The sequence below is a fragment of the Micromonospora sp. NBC_00617 genome (assembly GCF_045161355.1).
Classification (GTDB): Bacteria; Actinomycetota; Actinomycetes; order Mycobacteriales; family Micromonosporaceae; genus Micromonospora.
The window spans coordinates 1,599,629-1,622,727 of record NZ_CP107751.1 but is presented as its reverse complement, the minus strand read 5'-3'; the positions used below and the strand labels follow the sequence as shown (position 1 = coordinate 1,622,727).

Sequence of the window (23,099 nt, the reverse complement as noted above, 5' to 3'; positions counted from 1 at the left end):
AGTCGATCGGTCAGGACGGCGATGCTGTCCCGCTCGTCCAGCGGCGGCAGCCGGTGTGCCGCGATGCCGTCGACGGTGGCGGTGACGTCCGCGGTGAGCAGGACGGCGGCCGGCAGGTGGCGAAGCCGGCGGGCGAGTCACCGGATGGAAAGAGGGGACGAGCCGGGATCAGTCGGTCGTGACCTCGGCCAGCAGCGCGCCCACCGTCCGGGACATCACCGCGCGGGCCTGGTCCACGCCCAGCCCCAGGCCGTAGCGCAGCATCGACCAGGCCGGCCACATGCTCGCCGCCACCAACGCGTTGAGCAGTTGCTCGCGCCCCCGCCCGGCCTGCGTCAGCTCGGCGGCGAAGAGGTGCTCGACCTCGTCGCGCACCCGGTCGATGTGCTTGAGGCGGTTGCGGTGCAGTTGGTCGGAGACCGGCTCGCGCATCTGCGCGGCCCGCGCCGACGGCGCGATGAGCTGGAGCAGTCGCGCCCGCTGCCGGCAGTACGCGTCAACCCGCTTGGGCAGCGGCAACGCCGGCGAGATCGGCCGGTAGGCGGCATCCTGCTGGCGCAACACCTCGGCGCCGCTCGCCTCGAAGAGCGTCTCCATGTCCTTGAAGTTGGTCCAGAGTGTCCGCAGTGAGATGCCGGCCCGTTCGGCGATGCGCTCCCCGGTCGGCCGCAGGTCGCCCTCGGCGATCAGCGCCAGGTGCGCCTCGACGATGGCCGCCCGGGTGCGCTCGGCCCGGGCCGTCCGCCCGTCCACCCGCCCCGGGGCTTCGACCCTGTTCATCCGCCCCCGCCCCTTCACCACGACGTCGCCCGGCTCCCCGCCGAGTCTAGACAGGCGACGATCAGGCCCCTTCGAGCATGCGGCCGCGACTGGCGCCGGTGACGATGGCGACCCGGCCCGCGAGTCGACCTGAAATTGCATCCACAGTGCAGATAGTAGGAGGACTGATCGGTGTCGGTCAACGGCCGGCGTCCGTCGACACGGCGCACGGAGTCCGGGCACGCCCGGACGACCCGGAGGTGGTGACCCCCGGGTCGTACGCGGCGATGGCAGGCTCGTCAGGAGACGGTCGGCACCCCGTTCGCCGGCGGCGCGACCGGCGGGGCGGTGTACTCGGTGACCGGCCCGTCCCCCTCGTCGGTCTCGTACGTCGGCCCGAAGTAGCTCTGCACTCCCCCGCTCACCCGGCTCAACCGCTGCCCGCCGTAGCCGGAGTGGTCGTCGGCGGAGAAGCGCAGCGGCGCGAGCCCGGGGCCCTGGAAGCCGCCCTTCTGGACCGCGTCGAGCACCTTCTCGCGGGTGACGTCCTTGCCGGCGGCGAGCAGCACCTGCACGAAGAGGTAGCCGACCGACATGCCGTAGACGGTGTTGCCGTCGAACGGCGCGTCACCGTTGTGCGCCTTGTTGATCTTCGTGAAGAGCTGGATCCACGGGTTCGCGGTGTCGTTCTGCATCGGCAGGTAGTTGGTGCCGACCATGCCCTCCAGCAGCGGGGCGGCGGCGCCGAGCTGCTTGGCCAGGGTCGGGTGGTCGGCGCCGACGTTGGAGACCAGCCACTGCGGCTTGAAGCCCAGCCGTGCGGCGGTGCCGATGGACAGCGCGGTGAAGCCGGGCACGGTCGCCAGCATGACGACCTGACAGCCGGCCGCCTTGAACGCGCCGATCTGCGGCGCGACGTTGGTGTTGCTGGTGACGTACGTCTGCTTGACGGCCACCGCCCCCGGGCCGAGCACCTTCTCCACGCCGGCCAGGCTGTCGCGGCCGAAGTCGTCGTCCTGACCGAGGAAGCAGACCTTGCGGCCGGCCAGGTTCGCCTTCGCGTAGTTGGCCAAGATCTTGCCCTCGATCGTGTAGTCCGGGTTGAAGCCGAACGTGCCGGGATACTTGTCGGGCTGGTCCCAGCTGCGGCTGCCGGACGCGACGAAGAGATCGGGCACCCGGTTGCTCTTGAGGAAGTCGAGCACGCCGGTGTGCGTCGGCGTGCCCAGGCCGTTGAGGACGGCGAAGACCTTGTCCTGCAGGACGAGCTGGCGTACCACCTGCTGGGTGTTCGCCGGGTTGTAGCCGTCGTCCATGACCTTGTAGGTGATCTTCCGGCCGTGCACGCCGCCGTTGGCGTTGACGTAGTCGAAGTACGCCTTCGTCGCCGGGGCGATCTTGGAGTAGCCGGCCGAGGCCGGCCCGGTGAGCGGCATGTGGGTGCCGACGACGATCTCGGTGTCGGTGACCCCCGGCACCGACCCCCCGCCGGAGGTGGGGCCGTCGTCGCCGCTACAGCCCGCGGCGGTGACGAGCAGGGCGATGGTGCTGGCGATCGCGAGACCGCGTCGTGCCGTACGGTGCATGTCAAACACCGACCTTTCTCGGTCCGGTTCGGTGGGAACGGTGTGGTGGTGAGGCGCCCGGCCGAGGCCGGGCCGGGGACAGCTCAGGAACGCCGCGTCGGCCAGCGGGCCAGCAGGGCCCGGCCGAGACGGGACAGCAGACCCTGCACACCGCCGGGGGCGGCGATCATCACGACGATCAGCGTGCCGCCGAAGATCGCCAGCGGGAGGTTGCCCTCCAGCCGCTGCGCCACCGCCGGCGAGAGGGTGAGCAGCTCGGTCACGGAATGGGTGAGATCGGGCAGGGCGACCAGCAGCACGGCCCCCCACAGCGCGCCGGCGAGGCGACCGAGGCCACCGATCACCACCGCCATCAGCAGGAAGAGCGAGAGCGTCAACGAGAACGCCCCGGGCGAGACGCTCTGCGCGAGCATCGCGAGCAGGCCGCCGCCGAGCCCGGCGGTGGCGGCGCTGACCACGAAGGCGAGAACCTGCGTGCGGGCCACGTGGATGCCCGCGAGCCGGGCCGCCACCTCGTCGTCGCGGACCGCCCGGAAGGTCCGCCCGTACCGGCTGCGGACCAGGTTCGCCACCAGCAGCAGGGCCAGCAGGGTGGCAGCGCCCGAGAGCCAGAGCTGCCACCGCTCGTACGGGAAGTACGCGCCGAGTGCCAGCGGTGGCGGCTCCACCGGCACCGACAGCCCCTGCTCGCCGTTGAACACGCCGTCGAAGGTGACAGCCAACGCCGGCACCACGACGGCGACGGCGAGCGTCACCCCGGCGAGGTAGGGTCCGCGCAGCCGGGCCGCCGCCACACCGACCACCGCGCCGACCGCGACCGTGCCCAGCACCGCCGCGACCAGCGACAGCGGCAACAGCCAGCCGCCGGTCAACCCCCGGTCGGCGAACGCGTTCTGGCACAGGGCCACGGTGTACGCGCCGGTCGCCATCAACGCCCCGTGCCCCAGCGACAGCTGACCGTTGAGCCCGGTGAGGACGGTCAGCCCGGCGGTGGCGCAGAGATACGCCGCCACCGTGGCGAGCTGGAAGTTGCGGAACGGCTCGACGGCGTAGCTGACCGCCACCAGCACCAGCCCCACGGCGAGCAGCACGGCGAGGTGCCGCAGCAGCGTGGAACCGCGGCGCCCGCGGTCGAGGGGACGATCGCCGGTCTCGGCCGCCCGCTGCCTCGGCGGCAGGGCCGCCCGGGTGGCGCTCACACTCGCCTCGCCGCGACCGGGGCGAACAGTCCGCCGGGCCGGACCAGCAGCACCGCCAGCAACAGGACGAGCACGGCGAGGGGGGTGAGGTCGCTGCCGGCGTACCCGCTGACGTAGGAGAGCAGCAGACCCACCACCAGGCCACCGACCACCGCCCCCGGTGGACTGTCCAGACCGCCGACCACCGCCGCGGTGAACGCCGAGACGAACACCAGGTCCATGGCGTGCGGGTGCAGGCCTAGCTCGGTCGGGATGACCAGCATCGCGGCGAGCGCGCCCACGCCGGAGGCGAGCGCCCAGCCGAGCGTCAACATCCCGCCGACGTTGACCCCGAGTAGGCGGGAGACCTCCGGCGCGAAGGCCGCCGCGCGCATCCGCAACCCGACCGCGGTACGCGCGAACATCCACGCCAACGCGCTGACCACCACCCCGATCGTGGCGAAGACGAACAGGTCGTACGGCGACAGCACGGCGATCCCGCCGACGGTGAGGGCGGATCGGCGGAACGGGACGTCGGCGGGGCGGAACTCGTTGCCGTACACCATGCCCAGCACGGCCTGGAGCACCAGCACCAGCCCGAGCGCGACGATGACCGGGTTGAGCGGCGACGCGTGGTCGACGTGCCGCATCACCACCCGGTCCACCAGTGCGCCGAGCAGCAGGCCGGCGACGATCGCGGCCAGGAAGCCGAGCCAGTAGGAGCCGGTCGCGGCGGACACCGAGTACGCGACGTACGCGGCGGCGACGGCCATCGCTCCCTGGGCGAAGTTGACGACCCGCGCCGCCCGCCAGATGAGCACCAGCGCCAGCGCGAACGCGGCGTACACCGCGCCCCGCGACAGACCGTCGACGGTGAGGAAGACGAAGCGGTCCAACAGTCCTCCCTCCAGGGGACGAGGTGGGTCAGAAACCGAGGTACGCGTGGCGCAGGTCGTCGTCGTCCCGCAGCGTCGCCGCCGGAGCGGCGATCACCACCTGGCCCAGTGACATCACGACACCCTGGTCGGCCACCGCGAGCGCGCTGCGCACGTTCTGCTCGACGAGCAGCACGGTCAGGCCCGTGCGGTCGCGCAGGTGGCGCAGCAGCGCCATGGTCCGGGCGACCACCCGGGGCGCCAGGCCGAGCGACGGCTCGTCGAGCAGCAGCAGGCGCGGCCGGCCGACCAGCGCCCGGCCCAGCGCGAGCATCTGCCGCTCGCCACCGGAGAGCTGGTGGCCGAGGTGCCGGCGACGCCGGGCGAGCGGCTCGAAGAGCTGGTAGACCTCGTCGAGGGCACGGCCGGCGTCCGCCCGGTCGCGCCGCCACAGCCCGCCGAGCCGCAGGTTCTCGTCGACCGTCAACTCGCTGATCACGCCCCGCCCCTCGGGCACGTGCGCCATGCCACGCCGGACGAGCTGCTCCACCGGCGTACCCCCCAGGTCCTCCCCCGCGAGCACGACCTGGCCGGCGGCCGGACGGATCATGCCGGAGAGCGCCCGCAACAGTGTTGTCTTGCCGGCGCCGTTGGCGCCGACGACGGCGGCGATCGTGCCGGCGGGCACGGTGAGGTCGACGGCCCGCAGCACCGGCGCGGCACCGTAACCGGCCACCAGCCCCCGCACCACGAGCAGATCGGCCGCGCTCACGGTGTGCCTTCCTTCGGTCGCGACCGCCCGGCTCGCGAGCCGCGCGCACGCCCCGCGCTCACGAGGCCTCCTCGACGAGGGCGCCGAGGTAGGCGTCGGCGACCGTCGGGTCGTCGCGGATCTCGTCCGGCGTGCCGGCGGCGATCACCCGGCCGAAGTCGAGCACCACGAGCTCGTCGCAGACGGCCATCACCAGGTCCATGTGGTGCTCGACGAGCAGCACCGCGCACGGGTCGGCGTCGCGCCGCGGAAGCTGCCGCACCAGCTCCGCGAGCTCGGCGATGTCGTCGGCGCCGAGGCCGCCGGCGGGTTCGTCGAGCAGCAGCAGCCGGGGCCGCGCGGCGAGCGCGCGGGCCAGGGCGACCCGCTGGCGTACGGCGAAGGGCAGTGTGCCCGGCGCGGCGTCGGCGTGCCGGGCGATCCCCAGGTCGTCGAGGACGTCCAGGGCGTGCTCGCGCAGTCGGCGCTCGTCGCGGTCGCTGCGGGGCAGCCCGAACAGCGCCGACGCGAAGCCGGCGCGGGCGGTGTGCGACGCGCCGGTCATCACGTTCTCCAGGACGCTGAGACCGGCGAAGAGCCCGGTCCCCTGCAGGGTCCGGGCGATGCCGAGTCCGGTCAGCCGGTGCGGCCGTGGTCGCAGCGGACGACCGTCCAGGGTGAGCGCACCCGCCTCGGGCGTCACGAAGCCGCAGATCACGTTGAACAACGTGGTCTTGCCGGCGCCGTTGGGCCCGATCACGCCCACCACCCGGTTGGGTGGCACCCGTAGCGAGACGTCGTCGAGGGCGGTGAGGCCGCCGAAACGGACGCCGATGCCGTGCAGTTCGAGCCCGCGTTCCATCACCCATCCCTCTGCCGTGGCGGGTGTTATTTACACTCGCAGTGTACATTTCTCGGTTACGGCGTCAAGACCTTCGATGCACCGACGCGACCGGGGCGGTCGCCGCCGGCGACCGCCCCGAACCGACCCGCTCAGTAACTGGGGCAGGTGTTGCGGTACTCCTCGATCGCCAACCCGCTCGGGCCCGGGCAGAGGAACTGCTCGTAGCGGGTGTCGTCGTCGACGAACCGCTTCAACCAGGCCACCATCTGTCGAGCCGTCGGCGTGTTGACCGTCTGCGGGAAGAAGTGGCTCGCGCCGTTCAACTCCAGGTACGCCTTCTCGGCGGAGGCCGGGATGCTGGTGTAGAACGGCACCGAGTGCGACGCGACCGGCGCGACCGTGTCGCTCTCGCCTCCGATGATCAGCGTGGGCACCCGCAGCTCGGACCAGCTCTTGTCCAGGTTCCACGGCGCCAGCGGCACGGCGGCCTGGAGCGACGGCCGGGCCGACGCGGCCTCCAGGGTGCCACCGCCGCCCATCGAGTGGCCGGCGACCGCGAGGCGACTGCTGTCGATCCGGCTGCGCACCGAGCTGCGTTCGGTGAGGTAGTCGAGCGCGGCGAGCAGCTGCCGGCCACGGCTGTCCGGCTGGTCGAGCCGGGTGTTGGTCTCGATCCCGATCACCACGAAGCCGTGCGAGGCGATGCGCGGTCCGAGCCAGCTGATGCTGGACCAGGCGGCCGTGTAGCCGGGCGAGATGGCGATGGCGCCGAAGGTGCCTTCGCTGGTGCTGGTCGGGTAGTAGATGACCCCGCCGCCGAAGCCGGTGACGCTCAACGAGGACACGCTCTGCGAGGCGGTGGCGAAGGGGCCGCGGCTGGCCTCCAGGATCGCGGTGGTCGGGGCGGGGCCCCGCTCGTACGGGCTGGCCGCCTGCGCGGGGGCGGGTCCGGCGAGGACGCCGGCGGCGAGCAGGGTGGCGGCCAGCGCGAGCCGGACGGCCCGAGCGGGTGCGGAACGGGGACGGGTGGTGGTTGGTGACGACACGTCGGGCACTCCCTAGAGTCGAGCGATATCGACGTTCGTCAGTCTTCGCCGCTTCGCTCGACCCCCGCATCGGTGAAATCACCAGTCCCGCCCGCAGATCGGACCTTCCGCGCGTTTCGACCCTCCGACCAGGGGTAGGGGTGCAGGGGCCTGCCCAAACGCTCCAGGGAGAGGTTCAGCCAGTGGATTCCAGCAAGCCCGCCGAGGCGGTCAAGAACGTCGTGAAGACCGCCTCCGAGAAGATCGCCGACGCTCTGACGCCCGAGGTGCCCGGCGCCCCGGGCAGCGCGCCCCCACCCGTCGAGGAACCGACCTCGCCCCACGACCCGCTGCCGCCGAAGCCGGAACAGGGCCAACCGCAGACCCGTACGCCGACCGGCGCCGAGACCGGCGTGCCGCCGACCGCGAAGGGCCAGCAGGGCGCGTACCTCACCACGGCGAACGGGGCGCGACTGCGCGACACCGACCACTCGCTCAAGGCCGGGCCCCGGGGGCCGGTGCTGCTCCAGGACCACCACCTGCGCGAAAAGATCACACACTTCGACCACGAGCGCATTCCGGAGCGCGTGGTGCACGCCCGGGGCGCGGGCGCGCACGGGGTGTTCACGGCCTACGGCACCGCCGAGGCGGTCACCAGGGCCGGCTTCCTCAAGAAGGGGCGCGAGACGGAGGTCTTCGTCCGGTTCTCCACCGTGCTCGGATCGCGCGGCTCGGCCGACACGGTCCGGGACACCCGTGGCTTCGCGACGAAGTTCTACACCGACGAGGGCACCTTCGACCTGGTCGGCAACAACATGCCGGTCTTCTTCATCCAGGACGCCATCAAGTTCCCCGACATCATCCACGCCGCGAAGCCGCACCCCGACCGGGAGATCCCGCAGGCGCAGAGCGCGCACGACACCTTCTGGGACTTCGTCTCGCTGCACACCGAGGCGCAGCACCACGCCATGTGGAACATGTCCGACCGGGGCATCCCGCGCTCGTACCGGACGATGGAGGGCTTCGGTGTGCACACCTTCCGCCTCGTCAACGAGGCCGGGGAGACGGTGCTGGCGAAGTTCCACTGGAAGCCGAAGCTCGGCGTGCACTCCCTGACCTGGGAGGAGGCGCAGATGCTCGGCGGCATCGACCCCGACTTCCACCGTCGGGACCTCTACGACGCGATCGAGGCCGGCGCGTTCCCCGAGTGGGAACTCGGCATCCAGGTCTTCCCCGACACCCCCGAGGAGACCTTCGCCGGGATCGACCTGCTGGACGCCACCAAGATCGTTCCGGAGGAACTGGCGGAGGTGCAGCCGATCGGCAGGCTCGTCCTCAACCGGACGCCGACGAACTTCTTCGCCGAGACCGAGCAGGTCGCCTTCCACCTCGGCCACCTGCCGCCGGGCATCGACGTCACGAACGACCCGCTGTTGCAGGGCCGGCTCTTCTCGTACGTCGACACGCAGCTCACCCGCCTCGGCGGGCCGAACTTCGCACAGATCCCGATCAACCGCCCGCACGCCGCCGTCAACGACATGCTGCGCGACGGCTTCCACCAGCACGCCGTGCACGCCGGAGTGGCGCCGTACCGGCCGAACTCGCTCGACGGTGGCAACCCCTTCCCGGCCGGCGACGCCGAGAACGCGTTCCTCGACGTGCCGGTGACCGTGGCGCAGGCGCCCAAGGTGCGGGCCAACCCCGCGTCGTTCGACGACCACTACAGCCAGGTACGCCTGTTCTGGCTGAGCATGTCGCCGATCGAGAAGGAGCACATCATCCGGGCGTACACCTTCGAGCTGGGCAAGTGCTACCACCAGGCGATCAAGGAGCGCCAGCTCCGGTGCCTCGCCAACATCGACCCGGTGCTGTGCGAGCAGGTCGCCACCGGCCTGGGGCTGCCCGCGCCGCAGCCGACGGTGCCGCTGGCCGACGTCGCGCCGAGCCCGGCCCTGTCGCAGGTCGGCAAGGCGTGGCCCGCCGACGGTCGCATGGTCGGGATCGTCGTGGACCCCGACGGTGACCTGGACGGCGTCGGCGAGGTCCGCCGGGCCGTGTTCGAGGCCGGCATGGTGCCGCTGCTGATCGCCCCGCACGGGGGCATGGTGGGCGACCTGCCCGTCCAGCGGACCTTCGCCACCGGCCGGTCGGTCGAGCTGGACGCGCTCCTGCTGGCCGGGGCGCCGGTGCCCGCACCGGACGCGCTGCCCGCCCGTGACGCCAAGGCCGGCCGACCGGACGCGGCGACCGTCGATCCCCGCGTGCTGCTCCTGGTCGAGGAGTGCTGGCGGCACGCCAAGGCGATCGGCGCCTGGGGCGCCGGCGTCACCGTGCTGGAGCAGGCCGGAGTGGCGGGCACCCCGGGCGTCGTGTCCGCCGGTTCGGGCGCCGAGGCGCTGACCGGAGTGCAGCAGTTGATGGCCGCGCACCGGGTGTGGGAGAGGTTCCCCGCCTCGGTCGGCTGATCGATCACCGACAAGGGCCGTCCCCCGCTTCGGCGCGCGGGCGGCCCTCGTCGTCGCGGGCGAGCAGCCGGCTACTCGTTTCCCCATCCGACAAATTCGCCCTGGCCGAGAACTCCAGAACTTCATGCCGATCGGTGACAAGAAGGGGCGAGATATGTGTTCACTATGGTCGGCCGCGCCCGCGTCAGCCGATGTCGGCCAGCCGCGGCAGCACCTCGTCGCCGAGCCGCCGGGCGAACTCCACGGGGTGCCGGTCCGGCGTGACCTGCACCTCGGTGACACCGAGCGCGGCGTAGTCGGACACCTCGGCGAGGAACGCGTCGCGATCCTCCAGCGGCGGCTTGGAGGCCAGCATGGTTTTGGTGACGCTGTCGTAGTCGCGGCCCTCGGCGGCGCAGTGCCCCCGCAGCACGTCCAGCTTGTGCGCGATCCCCTCAGCGCCCGTGCCGAACAGGTTGCAGGCGTCGGCGTACCGGGCGACCAGCAGCAGCGTCTTCTTCTCGCCGCTGCCGCCGATCATGATCGGCGGGTGCGGACGACGCAACGGCTGGGGCGAGTTGATCGTCTCCGTGAGCTGGTAGTGCCGCCCGTCGAACGGCCCGTTGTTGTCGCTCCACATCTGCCGGCAGATCCGCAGCGTCTCCTCCAGCCGCTCGAACCGCTCGGCGACCGGCACCACGGGCACTCCGAGCCCGCGCTGCTCCCGCTCGTACCAGGACGCGCCGATGCCGAGCCGGGCCCGGCCGCCGGAGAGCACGTCGAGGGTCGTCACGGTCTTGGCCAGCAGCCCGGGATAGCGGTACATGACACCGGTGACCAGCACACCGAGCGTCATTCGACGGGTCTGCGCCGCGACGTAGCCCAGCGTCGTGTACGCCTCCAACATCGGCTCTTCGGCCGAGGCCAGCGCCTCCATCTGGAAGTAGTGGTCCATGACCGTGAACGAGGCCACGCCGGCCTGTTCGGCGATGGTCGCCGCCTCGGTGAGGGTCGGCGCGATGGTGGCCGGATCGGCCGGAGTCGAGAAATTCCAGTAGTGCAGCCCGAGCTTCATGTTCGGCACCTCCGCGATCGAGCCTGGTAGCGCTCCCCCGGTTCCCAACGCGTCGCCGGCTCGATGGTCGTGGTCCCGGTACGACGATCCGGCGGAGTCCATTACCGGTTCATGACAATTCGTGGATCGGGCGCGGATATCCGGCTGGCACCTTCTGCTGAGTGATCCAAGAGCTGTCTTTCACCGGTTCGCGACCCGACGGGTACGACGCCGACAGGCGCGTCCGGTTCCGCCACCGACGGCGGCTCCCCGGCACGCGTGGCCCGGTGGTGGCCGGATGAGCGCGCTGGCCGAGGCGGTGATCGACCTCGGGGCGATCGCCGACAACGTACGCACGGTCGCCGCGGTCACCGACACCGAGCTGATGGCCGTGGTGAAGGCGGACGGGTTCGGCCACGGGGCGGTGCCGGTCGCCCGGGCCGCGCTGCGCGCCGGCGCCACCTGGCTGGGGGTGACCTCGGCGTCCGAGGCGCTGGCCCTGCGTGCCGCGGGCATCACCGCGCCCACGTTGAGCTGGCTGCACCGACCGAACGACGACTTCGACAAGTTGATCAACGCGGGCGTCGACGTCGGCGTCTCGACGATTACCCACCTGCACGCCGTGGCCGACGCGGCCCTGCGCCTCGGCGTGCCCGTGACGGTGCAGCTCAAGGCCGACACCGGCCTGACCCGCAACGGCGCCGGCCGCGACGACTGGCCCGACCTGGTCACCTGGGCCCGAAAGTACGAGGTGGAGGGTGCGGTCCGGGTGCGCGGCGTGTGGTCGCACCTGGCCGACGCGGACGTGCCCGGCACCCCGGGGCTGGCCCGTCAGGTGCGAACGTTCTCCGAGGCGCTGCACATCGCCCGCGGCGCTGGCCTCGATCCCGACCTCGTGCACCTGGCCAACTCGGCGGCGGCGCTGTCGGCGCCCCGGACCCGCTTCGACCTCTGCCGGATCGGGCTGGCCCTCTACGGCGTCGACCCGTTCGGCGCGATCGGTCCCGGCGCGTTCGGTCTGCGCGCGGCCCTGACGCTACGGACGACCGTGGTCAACGTGAAGCGGGTGGCCGCCGGCACGGGCGTCTCCTACGGGCCGGAGTACGTGACCTCCGCGCCGACGACGCTGGCGCTGCTGCCGCTCGGGTACGCCGACGGGCTGCCCCGGGCCACCGAGGGCCGCGCCGAGGTGTGGCTCGGCGGCCGGCGCTGCCCGGTCGTCGGGCGCATCGCCATGGACCAGTGCGTGGTCGACGCGGGTGACCTGCCGGTGACCATCGGCGATCCGGTCGTCGTTCTCGGCCCCGCAGCGGCCGACGCCACCCCGCCGACCGCCACCCCGCCGACCGTCGCCGAATGGGCGCGCTGGGCCGGCACCAACCCACACGAAATCTTGACCGGCATCGGGGCCCGAGTGGGCCGCGACCATCTCCAGGAAAGGGACGTCGCATGACAACGCGACTGGCAGTGCTGTACGGCGGACAGAGCGGCGAGCACGAGGTGTCGCGGCGCTCGGGGGAAAGCATCCTGGTCGGGCTGGACCACGAGCGGTACCAGGTCACCGAGGTGCTCATCGACACCGACGGCGGGTGGCACGTCGGCGGCCGTCCCACTGCCCTGCCGCAGGCGTTACGGGTGCTGCGCGCCCAGGACGTGGTGTTCCCGGCCCTGCACGGTCCGTACGGCGAGGACGGCACGGTCGCGTCGCTGCTGGAATGGCTCGGCGTGCGGTACGTCGGCAACGGCGTCTTCGCCAGCGCGGCGGGCATGGACAAGGGCGTCACCAAGCGGCTCCTCGCCGCGGACGGCCTGCGGGTGAGCCCGGGTGTGACCCTGCGACCCGGGGAGCACCTGTCGCCGGTCGAGCGGCAGCGACTGGACCTGCCGGTCTTCGTCAAGCCGGCCCGGGCCGGCTCCAGCCTGGGCGTGGTCCGGGTGACGGACTGGGCGGCGCTGCCCGCCGCGGTCGAGCAGGCCCGCAAGGTCGATCCGAAGGTGCTCGTCGAGCAGGGTGCGCGCGGACGGGAGATCGACGTCGCCGTTCTGCAGCACCCCGACGGCCGGGTGCAGGCCGGGCCGCCCCTGGAGATCCGGGTGAACGGCGCCGGCTTCTTCGACTACGACGCGAAGTACGACGGCGGGGCCGTCTTTCAGATTCCCGCCCCGCTCGACCCGGCCACCACCGAGGTGCTCCAGGACCGGGCCATTCGCGCCTTCCACGCCCTCGACTGCCGAGGTCTGCTGCGGGTCGACTTCTTCCTCTCCGGCGAGGGCGCGGAGCCCATCGTGAACGAGGTCAACACCTTCCCGGGATTCACCGCCGCGTCGCAGTTCCCGCAGATCTGGCAGCGGGCCGGGATCGAGTTTCCCGCCCTGCTCGACATCCTGATCTCCGGCGCGCTGGTCGACCGTCCTCGGGCCACCCCGTCCGGGCTGCCCCGGCCGGCGCGGGCGGTCGATCTGGTGTGAGCGGCGTTCACCCCGGTCACTCGAGCGGGCAGGGCCAGGCCGGCCGGGTGCCGTCCGGCCCGACGAGGGTGACCGGGGTGGCATCCCTTCCCGGCATGGCGAACACCACGGTGCAGATGATCTGGTTGGCCGCGACGGTCGACAGCGGCAGCACGGCGCCCGACATCGTCACCGTGATGCCGGGCTCGTCGACACTCGGCGCCACCTTTGCCGGCGCGGCGTCGGATGGCACCTCGCTGCTGAGCCCCGCCTGCCGCTCGGTCGGGGTGGGACCGGCCGCGAGCAGCGCGAGCGCATCGGCCGGCGACGAGGGACCGGGGCCGGGTTTCGTGGCGCGCAGGACCAGCGCCAGCTCGCCGTGCGAAATCAGGTAGAGGCGCACGCCTGCGGACGGCCCGCTCACCGCGGAGCGGCCGGTGATGACGCCGCTGGGCCGCACTCCGCAGCCCGCCGTGAGCAGGGTGAGCAGGAGCCCGCCCGCGAGCAGCGTCCGCGCCACGCGTCGGCGCGGCACCGCACGCGGCCGGCACGCGCCGTTCACCGTACGCCTCCGGCGTCCACGGTCTCTGACGCCATCCGGGGCAGGCGCAGCGTGAACACCGCGCCGCAGTCGGGGGTGTTGCCCGCCACCAGGCTTCCCGACTGGCCGGCGTGCCGGTGCAGGCGCGCGTTCTCCCAGGCGATGGCGAGGCCGAGGCCGCTGCCCTCGGAGCGGGTCCGCGCGGTGTCGGCCTTGTAGAGGCGGTCGAAGACGTGCGGCAGCACCTCCGGGTCCAACCCCGGCCCGTGGTCGGCGACCTCGATGGTGATCCAGTCCGGTTCGGCACGCAGGCGTACGGACACCGGGTCGGTGCCGTGCCGAAAGGCGTTGCCGACCAGGTTGGCGACGATGACGTCCAGCCGGCGGGGATCGAGCCGGGCGACGACACCGGATGGCAGATCCGTCTGCACCCGATCGGCCCACCGCCGCAGCCGCAGGGTCGCGTTGACCGCCGCGGCGACGTCGACGTCGTCGAGGGCGAGCCGGGCGGTGCCGGAGTCGAACCTGCTGACCTCGATGAGGTCGTTGACCAGTTGGGTGAGGTTCTGCGTCTCCTGACTGACGAGCCGGGCGGCCTGGCCGGCGTCCCGCGGCAGCCGGTCCGCCTCCTCGTCCAGCACATCGGTGACCGCCGTCATCGCGGCCAGGGGCGTACGGAGTTCGTGCGACACGTCGGCCACGAAGCGCCGCGCGTCGGCCTCCATCCGCCGCAGCTCCCCGACCTGACGCTCCAGGGTTCCGGCGGTGTCGTTGAAGGTGCGGGCCACGTCGGCCAGTTCGTCGACTCCCCGCACGGTCAGCCGGGTGGACAGGTCACCCTCGCCGAGCCGGCGTGCCGCGCGGCCCAGTTCCCGTACCGGCCGCAACACGCCCTGCGCGGCCAGCAGGGCCAGCAGGACGGCGAGGATCAGGGAGAGACCGCCGGTCACCCACGCCAACATGGCGAGCCGGTCGATGCTCTGCTGTTCGGAGGCGAGGCTGCGCACCGAGTAGACCTCCACGCCCGACGGCACGGACGTTCCGTCGGACCGGTCGAACCTGAGCTGCGTGCCGATGAGCAGCAGGGGCTGTCCGTGGCGATCGACACGCTGCCAGGCGATGTGACCGTCCGCCACCTCCTGCCGCAGCTCCGGGGTGAGCACGTCGGCCTCGTCGACGACGCTCTGCGCCCACAGATCCCCGTAGCGGACCATGGCTTCCCCCTCCCGGTCGGAGAGGCGCTGGGCCAGCAGGTCGAGTTCCTCCTGGTTCGGCGGCAGACTGACGACCGGGTACACCTTCGACAGCTGGTCGGTCAGCGACGCCACCGCCGCGTCCTGCGCCTGCTGGAGGATGACCGTCCGGGCCTGGAAGTAGCTTCCGCTGGCCACCACCGCCGTGGTGGTCACGCCCAGCAGGGCGAAGGCCAGGAGCAGGCGGACGCGCAGGCCCAGTGCCACGGCGCGGGCCCAGTGCCAAGGGGTCACAGCGGCCCGAACCGGTATCCGAAGCCGCGTACCGTCTGGATGTAGACCGGCGCCGACGGCTCGTCCTCGATCTTGGCGCGCACGCGCTGGACGCAGGCGTCCACCAGCCGCGAGTCGCCGAGGTACCCGTGCTCCCACACGGCCTCCAGCAGTTGCTGGCGGCTGAGCACCTGGCCCGGCGTGTGCGCGAGTTCGAGCAGCAGCCGCAGCTCCGTCGGGGCCAGGCTGACCGGTGCCCCGTCCTTGCTGACCACCAGTGCGGCCCGGTCGATGGTCAGGGCGCCGTGCTGGTGCAGCCCGGGCCGCTCGGGGCCGGGGCGCCGCGAGTCGCCGCCGGTGCGTCGCAGCACCGCCCGGATGCGCGCCTCGAGCACTCGGGCCTGCACCGGCTTGACCACGTAGTCGTCGGCGCCCGCCTCCAGGCCGGCAACCACGTCCATGTCGTCGTTGCGGGCGGTGAGCATGATGATGGGCAGGTCGCCCTGCTGCCGAATCCGGCGGCACACCTCGAACCCGTCCATACCGGGCAGCATGAGATCGAGGACCACCACGTCGGACGCCGCCGTCCGCAGTCGTTCCAAGCCTTGTTCACCGGTCGCCACGGCGACCACCGAATGACCCTGCCGGGTGAGCGCCAACTGCAGTCCGTCGCGGACCGTCTGGTGATCTTCGATCAGCAGGACCTGTGGCATGCCGTCCAGTATTCCATCATGAGAGTTGTTCGCCTTTGGTCGATGTCTCGCGCTCGGATATCGACCCGTCAGCGCCCTGCCGTCCGGCTGTCCGTCGCCAGCAGGCGCTCCACGGCCCCCGGGTGGGCCGCCCGCCGCTGCGGCGGATCCACCGGCCCGGTGAACTCCACCGATCGCACCAGGAAGACCGCCAGGCCCACCGCCAGCGCCGTCAGCCCGGCCGCCGCCAGGATGGCCACGAGCGGCCCCCACGGCAGTGCGGCGGCCAGACCGGGCAGCAGCACCCGAACCACCCCGCCGAGCACGATCAACCCCACCACCCCCTCGGCGAACGGGCGCCAAGCGCGACCGGCGACCGGCGTGGCACGCGGGCGCGGCGCGGCGCCGCCACGTCGGACCGTCAGCGCCGCCGCGGCCAGGCAGAACAGCGCCGCACTCAGCAGGACGCCACCGAGCACGTCACTGAACCGGTGCCAGCCCGCGATCATGGTGGCCGGGCCGATCACCGACACACCCGCCGCGCCCGGCACGACCAACCACCGTCGGGCCCAGCCCGGCAGGACCAGCAGGTAGGCCAGCACCAGAGCCGTCGCGACCGCGACGTGGCCGCTGGGAAAGCTGTTGTGGGTGGTCGAGCCCTCGATCGCGAAGTCCGGACGGGGCAGTGCCGACTTCACCGCACCGGCCGTCGCGACCGCGCAGAGCACCATGCCCACGCCCACGACCCCGGCCCGCAGCCGGCGACCGAGCAGACCCACCACCAGCACCCCGCCGAGCAGGGCAGCGAGCAGCGTCGGCCGGCCGAAGTGCCGCAGGACGACCGTCGCCGGCCCGAACAGATCACCGGGCTGCTCGTATCCGCCACCCCGTTCGGCACGCGGCAGGAGCAGCCCGTCGACCCACTGACCCCGGTCGGTCCACACGAACAACAGGCCGGTGAGGCCCAGGGCGAGCAGGAAACAGACAGCCGCTGCGAGCAGCCGCAGGCCCGGCGGGACGGCGGCGCGGCCGGACGGCACCGCCCGCGCGGGGTCGGGCGAGGACCGACTGACGGGGTACGACGATCCGTGCGGCATGTCGACCATGTTCGGCCCGCCAGGTCCGGACGCCGTCCGTGGATTGTCTTCGTTCTGTCACAACCGCCGGTCACCACCGAAAAAACCGAGCGGTCCCGCTCCCCGAACTCCCGCCGACCCTTTTTGTCGCCAAGCCGTCCGCACGGCCGCGACGTCCACACACATTTACATGCTTACATGAAACTATGTTTTACCCAGCCGAGACGAGCCACCACTAGGGTCAGGACGCCGATCGATGGTCGTCCTCGGCGGTGCGAAAACCATCCGGAGTGATCGTGGGGAACCGGAAGGGGTTGGGCAATGCAGGGAATTCCGGTCGCCTCGCTGGTCATCGGCATCGCGTCCTCGCCGGCCGAGCGCCGGCAGTTGGCCCGCCTGCTCGGCGGGACCGACGCCTTCCTGATCGTCTCGAACGTGGACCAGGCGCGGGAGTTCCTCGGGGTGGTCGAGATGCCCCCCGTCGCACCGCTCCCCGTCCAGACCGTGCTCGCGGAGGTGGCGCCGAGCCCGCAGCCACCGCCGGATCTGAGCGTCGACTCCGACCGTCGGGTGCTGCGCTGGCGGGACCAGGAGATCGACCTGACCCGACTGGAGCACGACGTGCTGCTCTGCCTGGTCGACGCTCCCGGCCAGGTCTGGACCTACGAGCGACTGCACCTTGAGGTCTGGGGCAACCGGCACCTCGGCCGCGGGTCCGACATGCACTCCGTGGTTCGTCGGGTGCGTCGCAAGCTCGCCCGACTCGACGCCGCCACCACGATCCACGCGGTCCGCGGCGTCGGCTTCCGGCTCGCGCCCGTCTGAGCGCACGCCGACCGTCGCGAAGGCCGGTCCGGCCCGCCTGGTCGAGGACCAGGCGGGCCGGATCAGTGCGCTACCGCCTACCGCTGCGGTGTCAGCACCGGATGGGTGCCAACCCGAAGTTCTCCACCGCGGGAGTCGCGGTGTCGATCCTCGTCTGACGGGTCTGGGGCTTCCAGCCGTCCTTGGCGACGATCATCGTGAGCGGGTTGTTCCGACGGTCCACCCAGTAGGCGTACCTGCCGGCGCTGTCGGTCGCGAACGTCCACGACATCGCCCACGAGTCGACCTGGACGACCGCGCCGGCGATCGGCGAGGTCGCGCCCTGGCAACTGGTTCCGGTCACCGTGCCCATCAGCTTGCCCCAGGTCTTCGGGGGCGTCGCCGTCATGGTCACCGCCACCGGCGCCACCGAGTACGGCGTGTTCTCCTTGATCGTGACCGCACCCGAGTAGGTGCCCGGCTGGTCCACGTTCGCCGTCATCGCGACGGCGACCGTGACCTTCTCCCCCGGCGCGAGGGTGACTGTCGACTTGTCGATCGTCATCCAGCTGACGTCGGCCGCCGCCTCGACGCACCCCTCGAAGCCCGGCAGCACCTCACTGTCCGGTGCCGCGTTGAAGCTGCCCGACGAGCCACCGATCTTGTAGAAGCCACACGCCGCGCCGCCCCGGTACCGGGCGGTGTTGGCGTTCGGCAGGTTCGACCACGAGCTGGTGGCCGGGTCGTAGGCGAAGCCGGCGTTGCTGATGGCGCCGCCCTGCGAACCGCCCACGACGAGGAGCTTGCCGCTGGCCACCGCGTACGAGCTGGCCCAGTTGTCCGTCGGCGCGTCCGCGATGGCGGTCCACGTGTTGGCGCCCGGGTCGTAGGCGTAGCTGGCCTTCTGCGCCGCGGTGCCATCGTTGCCACCGGTGCAGTAGAGAACGCCGTCGATCCCGCCGCAGGAGGCGAAGGCCACCGACTTCGGATAGTTCGCCAGCGTCTCCCAGGCGTCGGTGCCCGGGTCGTAGCGGACCACGGTGTTCGACATCGGCACACATGCCGAGGTGGTGCAGCCGCCGACGGCGTAGAGCTTGCCGCCGACGACGGCCTGCCCGGCCGCGGACCGCGGCGCCGGGTTGTCGGCCAGTTCGGTCCAACTGTTGGCCCCCGGGTCGTACGACCAGGTGGCGGCGTCGGGGCCCTCGGCGCCCCAACCACCCGTTGCGATGATCTTCCCGCCGACCACGCCCACAGTCAGCGCGTTGCGGGCGCCGGGCAGGTCGGCCGCCGCCGTCCAGGTCTGCGCGACCGGGTCGTAGGCGTAGGTCTTCGCGGTGGAGGCGCTTCCGTCACCACCACCGATCGAGTACACCTTGCCGTCCAGGGTGACCACCCGGTTGTCCATGATGTTGGTCGGGAAGTCGGTGATGTCCGTCCACGGTGCGGCCTGCGGGCCGGGCGCGGCGGTGGTCGCCGACGTCGCCTTGCCGGACGCCCTGGCCGCGAACGACGTCGGGACGCTCAGCCGCTGCTCCGGTGCGCCGGCCGCGCCGAGCACCTGCTGCCGGGTCACCCGGGAACCGTCCGCCCGCAGCAGCTCGAAGCCGTTGTCCCGCTCACCGAAGCCGACCTCGACCGGCGCTCCGCCGGTGTTGGTCACGGTGAACGTCCTGGTGGCCTTGCCGCTGGGCATCTGGACCGTCGCGCTCAACTGGGTGGGCGTCACCGACAACCGGCCGGCCGCGAGGACGAAGTTCGCGGCGGTGGCCCAGTCGGGTTCGACGTCGACCTGCTTGCTCTGGCTGTCGTAGTTGCCGGCCGTCGCGGTGAACTTGTGGGTGCCGGTCAGCGTCGAGTAGATCCAGTAGAACCCGTCGGGCAGTCCCGGGTCGTCCGGGGTCGACACGGTGACCGCCTTCTCGGCGGGCCGGTCGTTGCTGGTGACGGTGGCGCCGTTGACGTAGCTGTTGTCGTTCTTGTCGCGGACGTTGCCCACGACCAGGCCACCGTCGACCGGCACGCAGGTGACCTGGCTGCCGATGAGGACGTTGTCGACCTCCCACCACCACTCGTACGAGGCGTCGTAGTAGCGGAACCGCACCTGGACCTGCGCCTTGCCGGCCGCCTGCGGGATCGGGATCTCGGTGAGCTTCGGGCCCCGGACGTCGGTCTCCTGTCGGAGGACGTTCGTCCAGGTCGCGCCATTGTCGATGCTCAGGTCGACGTCGGCGGTGTCGTCGTTGAGCTGGTTGAAGTCCTGGTTGAACCGGATGACCGGGGCCGTGACGCCGGTCAGGTCGACCACCGGGCTGACCAAAGAGGTGTCCTGGCTGGTGCCCGCGCCGTAGTCATCGCTGTCGATCATCGCGAAGTTGCCGGTGCCACCGGTCAGGTTGCCCCGGCCGCCGTCGTCGGTGAACTTCCAGACCTGACCGCTGCCCGCGTTGTCCACCACCGTCCAGCCGGCCGGGGTGGTCGTCGCGTCGAAGGTCTCGTACTCGCCGTCGGAGCCGAACGTGTAGCCGGGCGCCGTCGTGCAGGTGGTGGTGTCCACCGGCACCGCGACGTTGGCGGTCACGTTGCGGGTGCCGACCACGACCTCCTTGGTGACCCTCTGGTAGCCCGGGTACTGCGACTCGTACGTCAGGGTGTACGTCTGACCGGCCGGCAGCGTGATGCTGTATCGGCCGTTCGAGGGCGTCGTGTAGTCGTACACGCCGGACGGGCCGCGCACGCTCACCTTCGCGTACAGCGGCCAGCCGTGGCCGGAGCCGTCGGTGACCGAGCCGGTGACGTTGACGCGCGGCACCGCCGTCAGGGCGACGTTGAGCGTCGTGGTCGCGCGGTTGGCGACCGTCGCGGACTTCGTGGTGCTGCCGTAGCCGAACGCCGACACGACGACCTGGTAGTCGCCGGTCGGGACCTGGGTCGAGTAGGTGCCGTCGGCGCCGGTGGTGATCTCACGCGAGGTCGGACCGGTGAGGGTCAGGGTCGCGCCGGCGATCGGTGCGCCGGTGGCCGCGTCGGTGACCGTGCCGGCCAGGGTGCCGACATCACCGGTCGGGGCGGCGTTGAGCAGCGCGAGGGCGTCCAGTCGACCCTCACCGTAGACGTTGTTGTCCGCGGCGGTGCCGCCGCACTGGTTGTCGGCCTTGTCGATCGCGGTGCCGTTGAGCAGCGCACGGGTCCCGTCGACGTCACCGATCAGCGACGGCGCCGCCGAGTACAGCAGGGCGATCGCACCCACCAGGTGCGGGGCGGCCATCGACGTGCCGCTGGCGGTGCCGTACCCGTTGCCGGGAACACTCGACCGGACGTTCACGCCGGGAGCGGAGATGTTGGGCTTGATCTCGCCGTTCTGCCCGGTGCCCCGGGCCGAGAAGCTGGCGATGGTGTTGTTGATGTCGTACGCGCCGGTCGAGTAGTTGCTGGCGAGGCTTCCCGGTGAGCCGCTGGTCTGGCACGCCGGTCCGCTGTTGCCGTTGGACCACACCCCGAAGATGCCCGACGCGGCCCAGGCCAGCGTCACGTCCTCCATGAAGGGCTCGTTGGACGGGTCCCGGGTGCCCCAGGAGTTGTTGATGATGTTCGGCCGCTTGCTGGCGTCCGGGTTCTGGCCGCGCAGGTCGGTCGGTTCGAGCATCCACTGACCGGATTCGATCAGCGCCGCGTCGGTGGGGCAGCACCCGTTCGCCGCGATCCACGTGACCCCGGGCGCGACACCGATCTGGTTCGCGCCGGCGGAGCCGGCCATGGTGCCCATGGTGTGCGTACCGTGGCCGTCGTCGTCGCAGGGCGCGTCGGCGCACGTCCCGGCGGCGTTGAACCAGTTGTAGTTGTGGTCGAACGTGCCGTCGCCGTTGTTGCCACGGTAGGAGTTCACCAACGCCGGGTGGTCGTACTGCACACCGCTGTCGATGCTCGCGATGGTGACGCCCTCGCCGGTGACGCCGTACCGGGACCACACGTCGTCGGCGTTGATGTTGGCAACGCCCCACTCGACGGCGTTGACGGTCTTCTCGTCGGTGCCCTTGGTGAGTTCCGGCAGCTTGTAGGCGACCGGGGCGTAGAGGCCCTCGACCTCGGCGTGGGCGGCGAACTTCTGCGCCATCGCCAGGGAGCCGCTGTTCACCTTGATGGCGTTGGTGGCCCAGAAGGTCTGGTACTTGGTACCCGAGCTGTCGAGTTCGGCGCGGATCCTGCCCTGGCTCCCGGCGGCGGTCTCCCGCAGCGTCTGCGCGACGGCCGCGCCGCGCTTCGTCCAGTCCTTGATGGCACTGGCCTTGCTCAGGTCGGCCCGGTCCTTGAACCGAATCCAGAAGTCCCCTGCGCCCTTGGCCGCAAGCTGGCGGGCGAGCTCCGGTCGGATCTTGTCCCCGGCGGCGGTGCCCGCTCCCAGCGAACCGGGCGCGGCCTGCGCGCCGGAGCCGACGCTGGCCAGGCATGTGGCGGCGAGGATCATCGCCGCGCTGGCGCTGACCAGCGATCTGGCCGTGCGTCTCCATTGTGGACGTCTGATCATCGGTGCTGCCTCCCTCAGAACGACCCAGGGGTGTAGTGGGCCATGGTGAGAAGTGCGCGAGATCCGGCTCGATGGAACCGAGCGAACGGACCCCCTCATGCCTCCCCATGCACCGCGCGGGTCACGCCGGTTGCCCGAGTGGACACTATGATCGAGAGGAAAGGACGATCAAGAACTTGCTGTGAGCAACTTGTCGCTAACGGTTGCCCTGCTGGCGGCGCACTTGCCAATCATTGTCAGGACCATGACGACAGCTGGGCAGGGATGTCCATCAATCCCGGGCGGTGTGGTGGCCGAGGACGACGAGACGGCGGCGGACGGGACTGACCCGGCCGACGAGCCGTTTCCGTTGCTGATCGCGGTGACGCCGTCGCCGACCGAGCGCATCCGGCTCGCGGAGCGTCTCGATGGGATCGCGCCGCTGCTGCTGGTGGCCGACCTCGACGAGCTGCGCCGGCTGATCGCGGTGCCGCAGCAACGAGCCGGCCCCCTCGGCGAGCCACCGTCGAGCCCGACGCCCACCGCCGAGCCCGAGCCCGCCCTGGTCATCGACTCGGCCCGGTCCACCGCACGGTGCGGGGGTCGCGAGGTCGACCTGACCCGACTGGAGCACGACCTGCTGACCTGCCTGATCACCGAGCCGGTCCGGATCTGGAGCTACGCCGAGCTGCACCGGTCGGTCTGGCACGACGAGGGGCGCGAGCGCAGAGCGGACGTGCAGTCTCTGGTGAAGCGGCTGCGACCCAAGTTGCGGGACCTCGGCGCCGGTGTCACGATCGAGGCCGTGCGCGGTGTCGGGTTGCGCCTCACCGGCCGGCACGAGCCGCGGATCGGGCGTGCCTGACGGCTGCCTGATGTGGGCAGTTCATCGCCAACGTCCTGCCGCACCCGCACCACCGGCGGACCTGTCGACGCCGGCGCGGGGGCATCTCGGCGGTCGACCAGCGCGTTTTCCCGTAATCGCGAGCGGCGGTCCGGCGACCACGTAACGTGAGCTACAGCCGATCAACGGCGAACGCCGAACGTGCGTC

At 71.7% G+C, this 23,099-nt stretch carries 18 protein-coding genes; 5 read left to right on the top strand and 13 right to left on the bottom strand.

Translation table 11 applies throughout. The features are described from left to right. Positions 1-168 precede the first annotated feature (168 nt). The 7 genes from OG505_RS07275 to OG505_RS07245 all read right to left on the bottom strand — a co-directional run bounded on the left by OG505_RS07275 (position 169) and on the right by OG505_RS07245 (position 7,039). Positions 169-780: a TetR/AcrR family transcriptional regulator gene (locus tag OG505_RS07275; protein ID WP_405431951.1), complete on the bottom strand. Its 612-nt coding sequence runs from the start codon at positions 778-780 to the stop codon at positions 169-171. Positions 781-1,058: 278 nt separating this feature from the next. After that, positions 1,059-2,345: an ABC transporter substrate-binding protein gene (locus tag OG505_RS07270; RefSeq protein ID WP_405434413.1), complete on the bottom strand. Its 1,287-nt coding sequence runs from the start codon at positions 2,343-2,345 to the stop codon at positions 1,059-1,061. Between the two features lie 83 nt (positions 2,346-2,428). Continuing rightward, on the bottom strand, positions 2,429-3,544 hold the full coding sequence (locus OG505_RS07265) for a branched-chain amino acid ABC transporter permease (protein ID WP_405431949.1): 1,116 nt from the start codon (positions 3,542-3,544) through the stop codon (positions 2,429-2,431). Continuing rightward, positions 3,541-4,419 (bottom strand): branched-chain amino acid ABC transporter permease, encoded by an 879-nt coding sequence (locus OG505_RS07260; protein WP_405431948.1) that lies wholly within the window; start codon positions 4,417-4,419, stop codon positions 3,541-3,543. The genes OG505_RS07265 and OG505_RS07260 overlap by 4 nt, the downstream gene beginning before the upstream one ends. 28 nt (positions 4,420-4,447) lie before the next feature. Further along, positions 4,448-5,170 carry an ABC transporter ATP-binding protein gene (locus tag OG505_RS07255; RefSeq protein ID WP_405431947.1) on the bottom strand — a complete coding sequence of 241 codons (723 nt, stop codon included), beginning with the start codon at positions 5,168-5,170 and terminating at the stop codon, positions 4,448-4,450. 58 nt (positions 5,171-5,228) lie between these two features. After that, positions 5,229-6,011: an ABC transporter ATP-binding protein gene (locus OG505_RS07250; protein WP_405431945.1), complete on the bottom strand. Its 783-nt coding sequence runs from the start codon at positions 6,009-6,011 to the stop codon at positions 5,229-5,231. A gap of 131 nt (positions 6,012-6,142) precedes the next feature. Next, complete coding sequence (locus OG505_RS07245) at positions 6,143-7,039, bottom strand: alpha/beta hydrolase family protein (protein ID WP_405431943.1); 897 nt, start codon at positions 7,037-7,039, stop codon at positions 6,143-6,145. Positions 7,040-7,221: 182 nt separating this feature from the next. Between OG505_RS07245 and OG505_RS07240 the strand changes: the two genes are divergently transcribed. After that, on the top strand, positions 7,222-9,483 hold the full coding sequence (locus tag OG505_RS07240) for a catalase (RefSeq protein ID WP_405431942.1): 2,262 nt from the start codon (positions 7,222-7,224) through the stop codon (positions 9,481-9,483). A gap of 184 nt (positions 9,484-9,667) precedes the next feature. On the opposite strand, the gene OG505_RS07235 is transcribed toward OG505_RS07240, so the two are convergent. Continuing rightward, a complete protein-coding gene (locus tag OG505_RS07235) occupies positions 9,668-10,537 on the bottom strand; it encodes an LLM class F420-dependent oxidoreductase (RefSeq protein WP_405431941.1) in 870 nt (289 codons plus the stop codon). A gap of 277 nt (positions 10,538-10,814) precedes the next feature. Here OG505_RS07235 and alr point away from each other — a divergent pair, with 277 nt between their 5' ends. Further along, positions 10,815-11,969, top strand: coding sequence for an alanine racemase (gene alr / locus OG505_RS07230; protein WP_405431939.1), 1,155 nt, complete (start codon positions 10,815-10,817; stop codon positions 11,967-11,969). Then, positions 11,966-12,985: a D-alanine--D-alanine ligase family protein gene (locus OG505_RS07225; protein WP_405431938.1), complete on the top strand. Its 1,020-nt coding sequence runs from the start codon at positions 11,966-11,968 to the stop codon at positions 12,983-12,985. The genes alr and OG505_RS07225 overlap by 4 nt, the downstream gene beginning before the upstream one ends. Positions 12,986-13,001: 16 nt before the next feature. On the opposite strand, the gene OG505_RS07220 is transcribed toward OG505_RS07225, so the two are convergent. The 4 genes from OG505_RS07220 to OG505_RS07205 all read right to left on the bottom strand — a co-directional run bounded on the left by OG505_RS07220 (position 13,002) and on the right by OG505_RS07205 (position 16,760). After that, complete coding sequence (locus OG505_RS07220; protein ID WP_405431937.1) at positions 13,002-13,526, bottom strand: hypothetical protein; 525 nt, start codon at positions 13,524-13,526, stop codon at positions 13,002-13,004. Beyond that, a complete protein-coding gene (locus tag OG505_RS07215; protein WP_405431936.1) occupies positions 13,523-14,992 on the bottom strand; it encodes an ATP-binding protein in 1,470 nt (489 codons plus the stop codon). The genes OG505_RS07220 and OG505_RS07215 overlap by 4 nt, the downstream gene beginning before the upstream one ends. Then, positions 14,989-15,684 carry a response regulator gene (locus OG505_RS07210; protein ID WP_405431934.1) on the bottom strand — a complete coding sequence of 232 codons (696 nt, stop codon included), beginning with the start codon at positions 15,682-15,684 and terminating at the stop codon, positions 14,989-14,991. Before OG505_RS07210 ends, OG505_RS07215 begins: the two co-directional genes overlap by 4 nt. Positions 15,685-15,752: 68 nt before the next feature. After that, complete coding sequence (locus OG505_RS07205) at positions 15,753-16,760, bottom strand: phosphatase PAP2 family protein (RefSeq protein WP_405431933.1); 1,008 nt, start codon at positions 16,758-16,760, stop codon at positions 15,753-15,755. Positions 16,761-17,060: 300 nt separating this feature from the next. Between OG505_RS07205 and OG505_RS07200 the strand changes: the two genes are divergently transcribed. Beyond that, the gene (locus OG505_RS07200; RefSeq protein ID WP_405431931.1) at positions 17,061-17,564 is read left to right on the top strand and encodes a winged helix-turn-helix domain-containing protein; all 504 of its coding nucleotides are present in this window, start codon (positions 17,061-17,063) and stop codon (positions 17,562-17,564) included. A gap of 91 nt (positions 17,565-17,655) precedes the next feature. On the opposite strand, the gene OG505_RS07195 is transcribed toward OG505_RS07200, so the two are convergent. Continuing rightward, on the bottom strand, positions 17,656-22,068 hold the full coding sequence (locus tag OG505_RS07195) for a S8 family serine peptidase (protein ID WP_405431930.1): 4,413 nt from the start codon (positions 22,066-22,068) through the stop codon (positions 17,656-17,658). Positions 22,069-22,312: 244 nt separating this feature from the next. Here OG505_RS07195 and OG505_RS07190 point away from each other — a divergent pair, with 244 nt between their 5' ends. Then, positions 22,313-22,912, top strand: coding sequence for a winged helix-turn-helix domain-containing protein (locus OG505_RS07190; protein ID WP_405431929.1), 600 nt, complete (start codon positions 22,313-22,315; stop codon positions 22,910-22,912). Positions 22,913-23,099 lie beyond the last annotated feature (187 nt).

What these genes read in the sequence shown, in the direction of transcription:
- alr (WP_405431939.1), top strand. Translation starts at nt 10,815, where the DNA reads ATGAGCGCGCTGGCCGAGGCGGTGATCGACCTCGGGGCGATCGCCGAC.
- OG505_RS07200 (WP_405431931.1), top strand. Translation starts at nt 17,061, where the DNA reads ATGCAGGGAATTCCGGTCGCCTCGCTGGTCATCGGCATCGCGTCCTCG.
- OG505_RS07270 (WP_405434413.1), bottom strand. Translation starts at nt 2,345, where the DNA reads ATGCACCGTACGGCACGACGCGGTCTCGCGATCGCCAGCACCATCGCC.
- OG505_RS07275 (WP_405431951.1), bottom strand. Translation starts at nt 780, where the DNA reads ATGAACAGGGTCGAAGCCCCGGGGCGGGTGGACGGGCGGACGGCCCGG.
- OG505_RS07225 (WP_405431938.1), top strand. Translation starts at nt 11,966, where the DNA reads ATGACAACGCGACTGGCAGTGCTGTACGGCGGACAGAGCGGCGAGCAC.
- OG505_RS07210 (WP_405431934.1), bottom strand. Translation starts at nt 15,684, where the DNA reads ATGCCACAGGTCCTGCTGATCGAAGATCACCAGACGGTCCGCGACGGA.
- OG505_RS07205 (WP_405431933.1), bottom strand. Translation starts at nt 16,760, where the DNA reads ATGCCGCACGGATCGTCGTACCCCGTCAGTCGGTCCTCGCCCGACCCC.
- OG505_RS07190 (WP_405431929.1), top strand. Translation starts at nt 22,313, where the DNA reads ATGACGACAGCTGGGCAGGGATGTCCATCAATCCCGGGCGGTGTGGTG.
- OG505_RS07235 (WP_405431941.1), bottom strand. Translation starts at nt 10,537, where the DNA reads ATGAAGCTCGGGCTGCACTACTGGAATTTCTCGACTCCGGCCGATCCG.
- OG505_RS07195 (WP_405431930.1), bottom strand. Translation starts at nt 22,068, where the DNA reads ATGATCAGACGTCCACAATGGAGACGCACGGCCAGATCGCTGGTCAGC.
- OG505_RS07250 (WP_405431945.1), bottom strand. Translation starts at nt 6,011, where the DNA reads ATGGAACGCGGGCTCGAACTGCACGGCATCGGCGTCCGTTTCGGCGGC.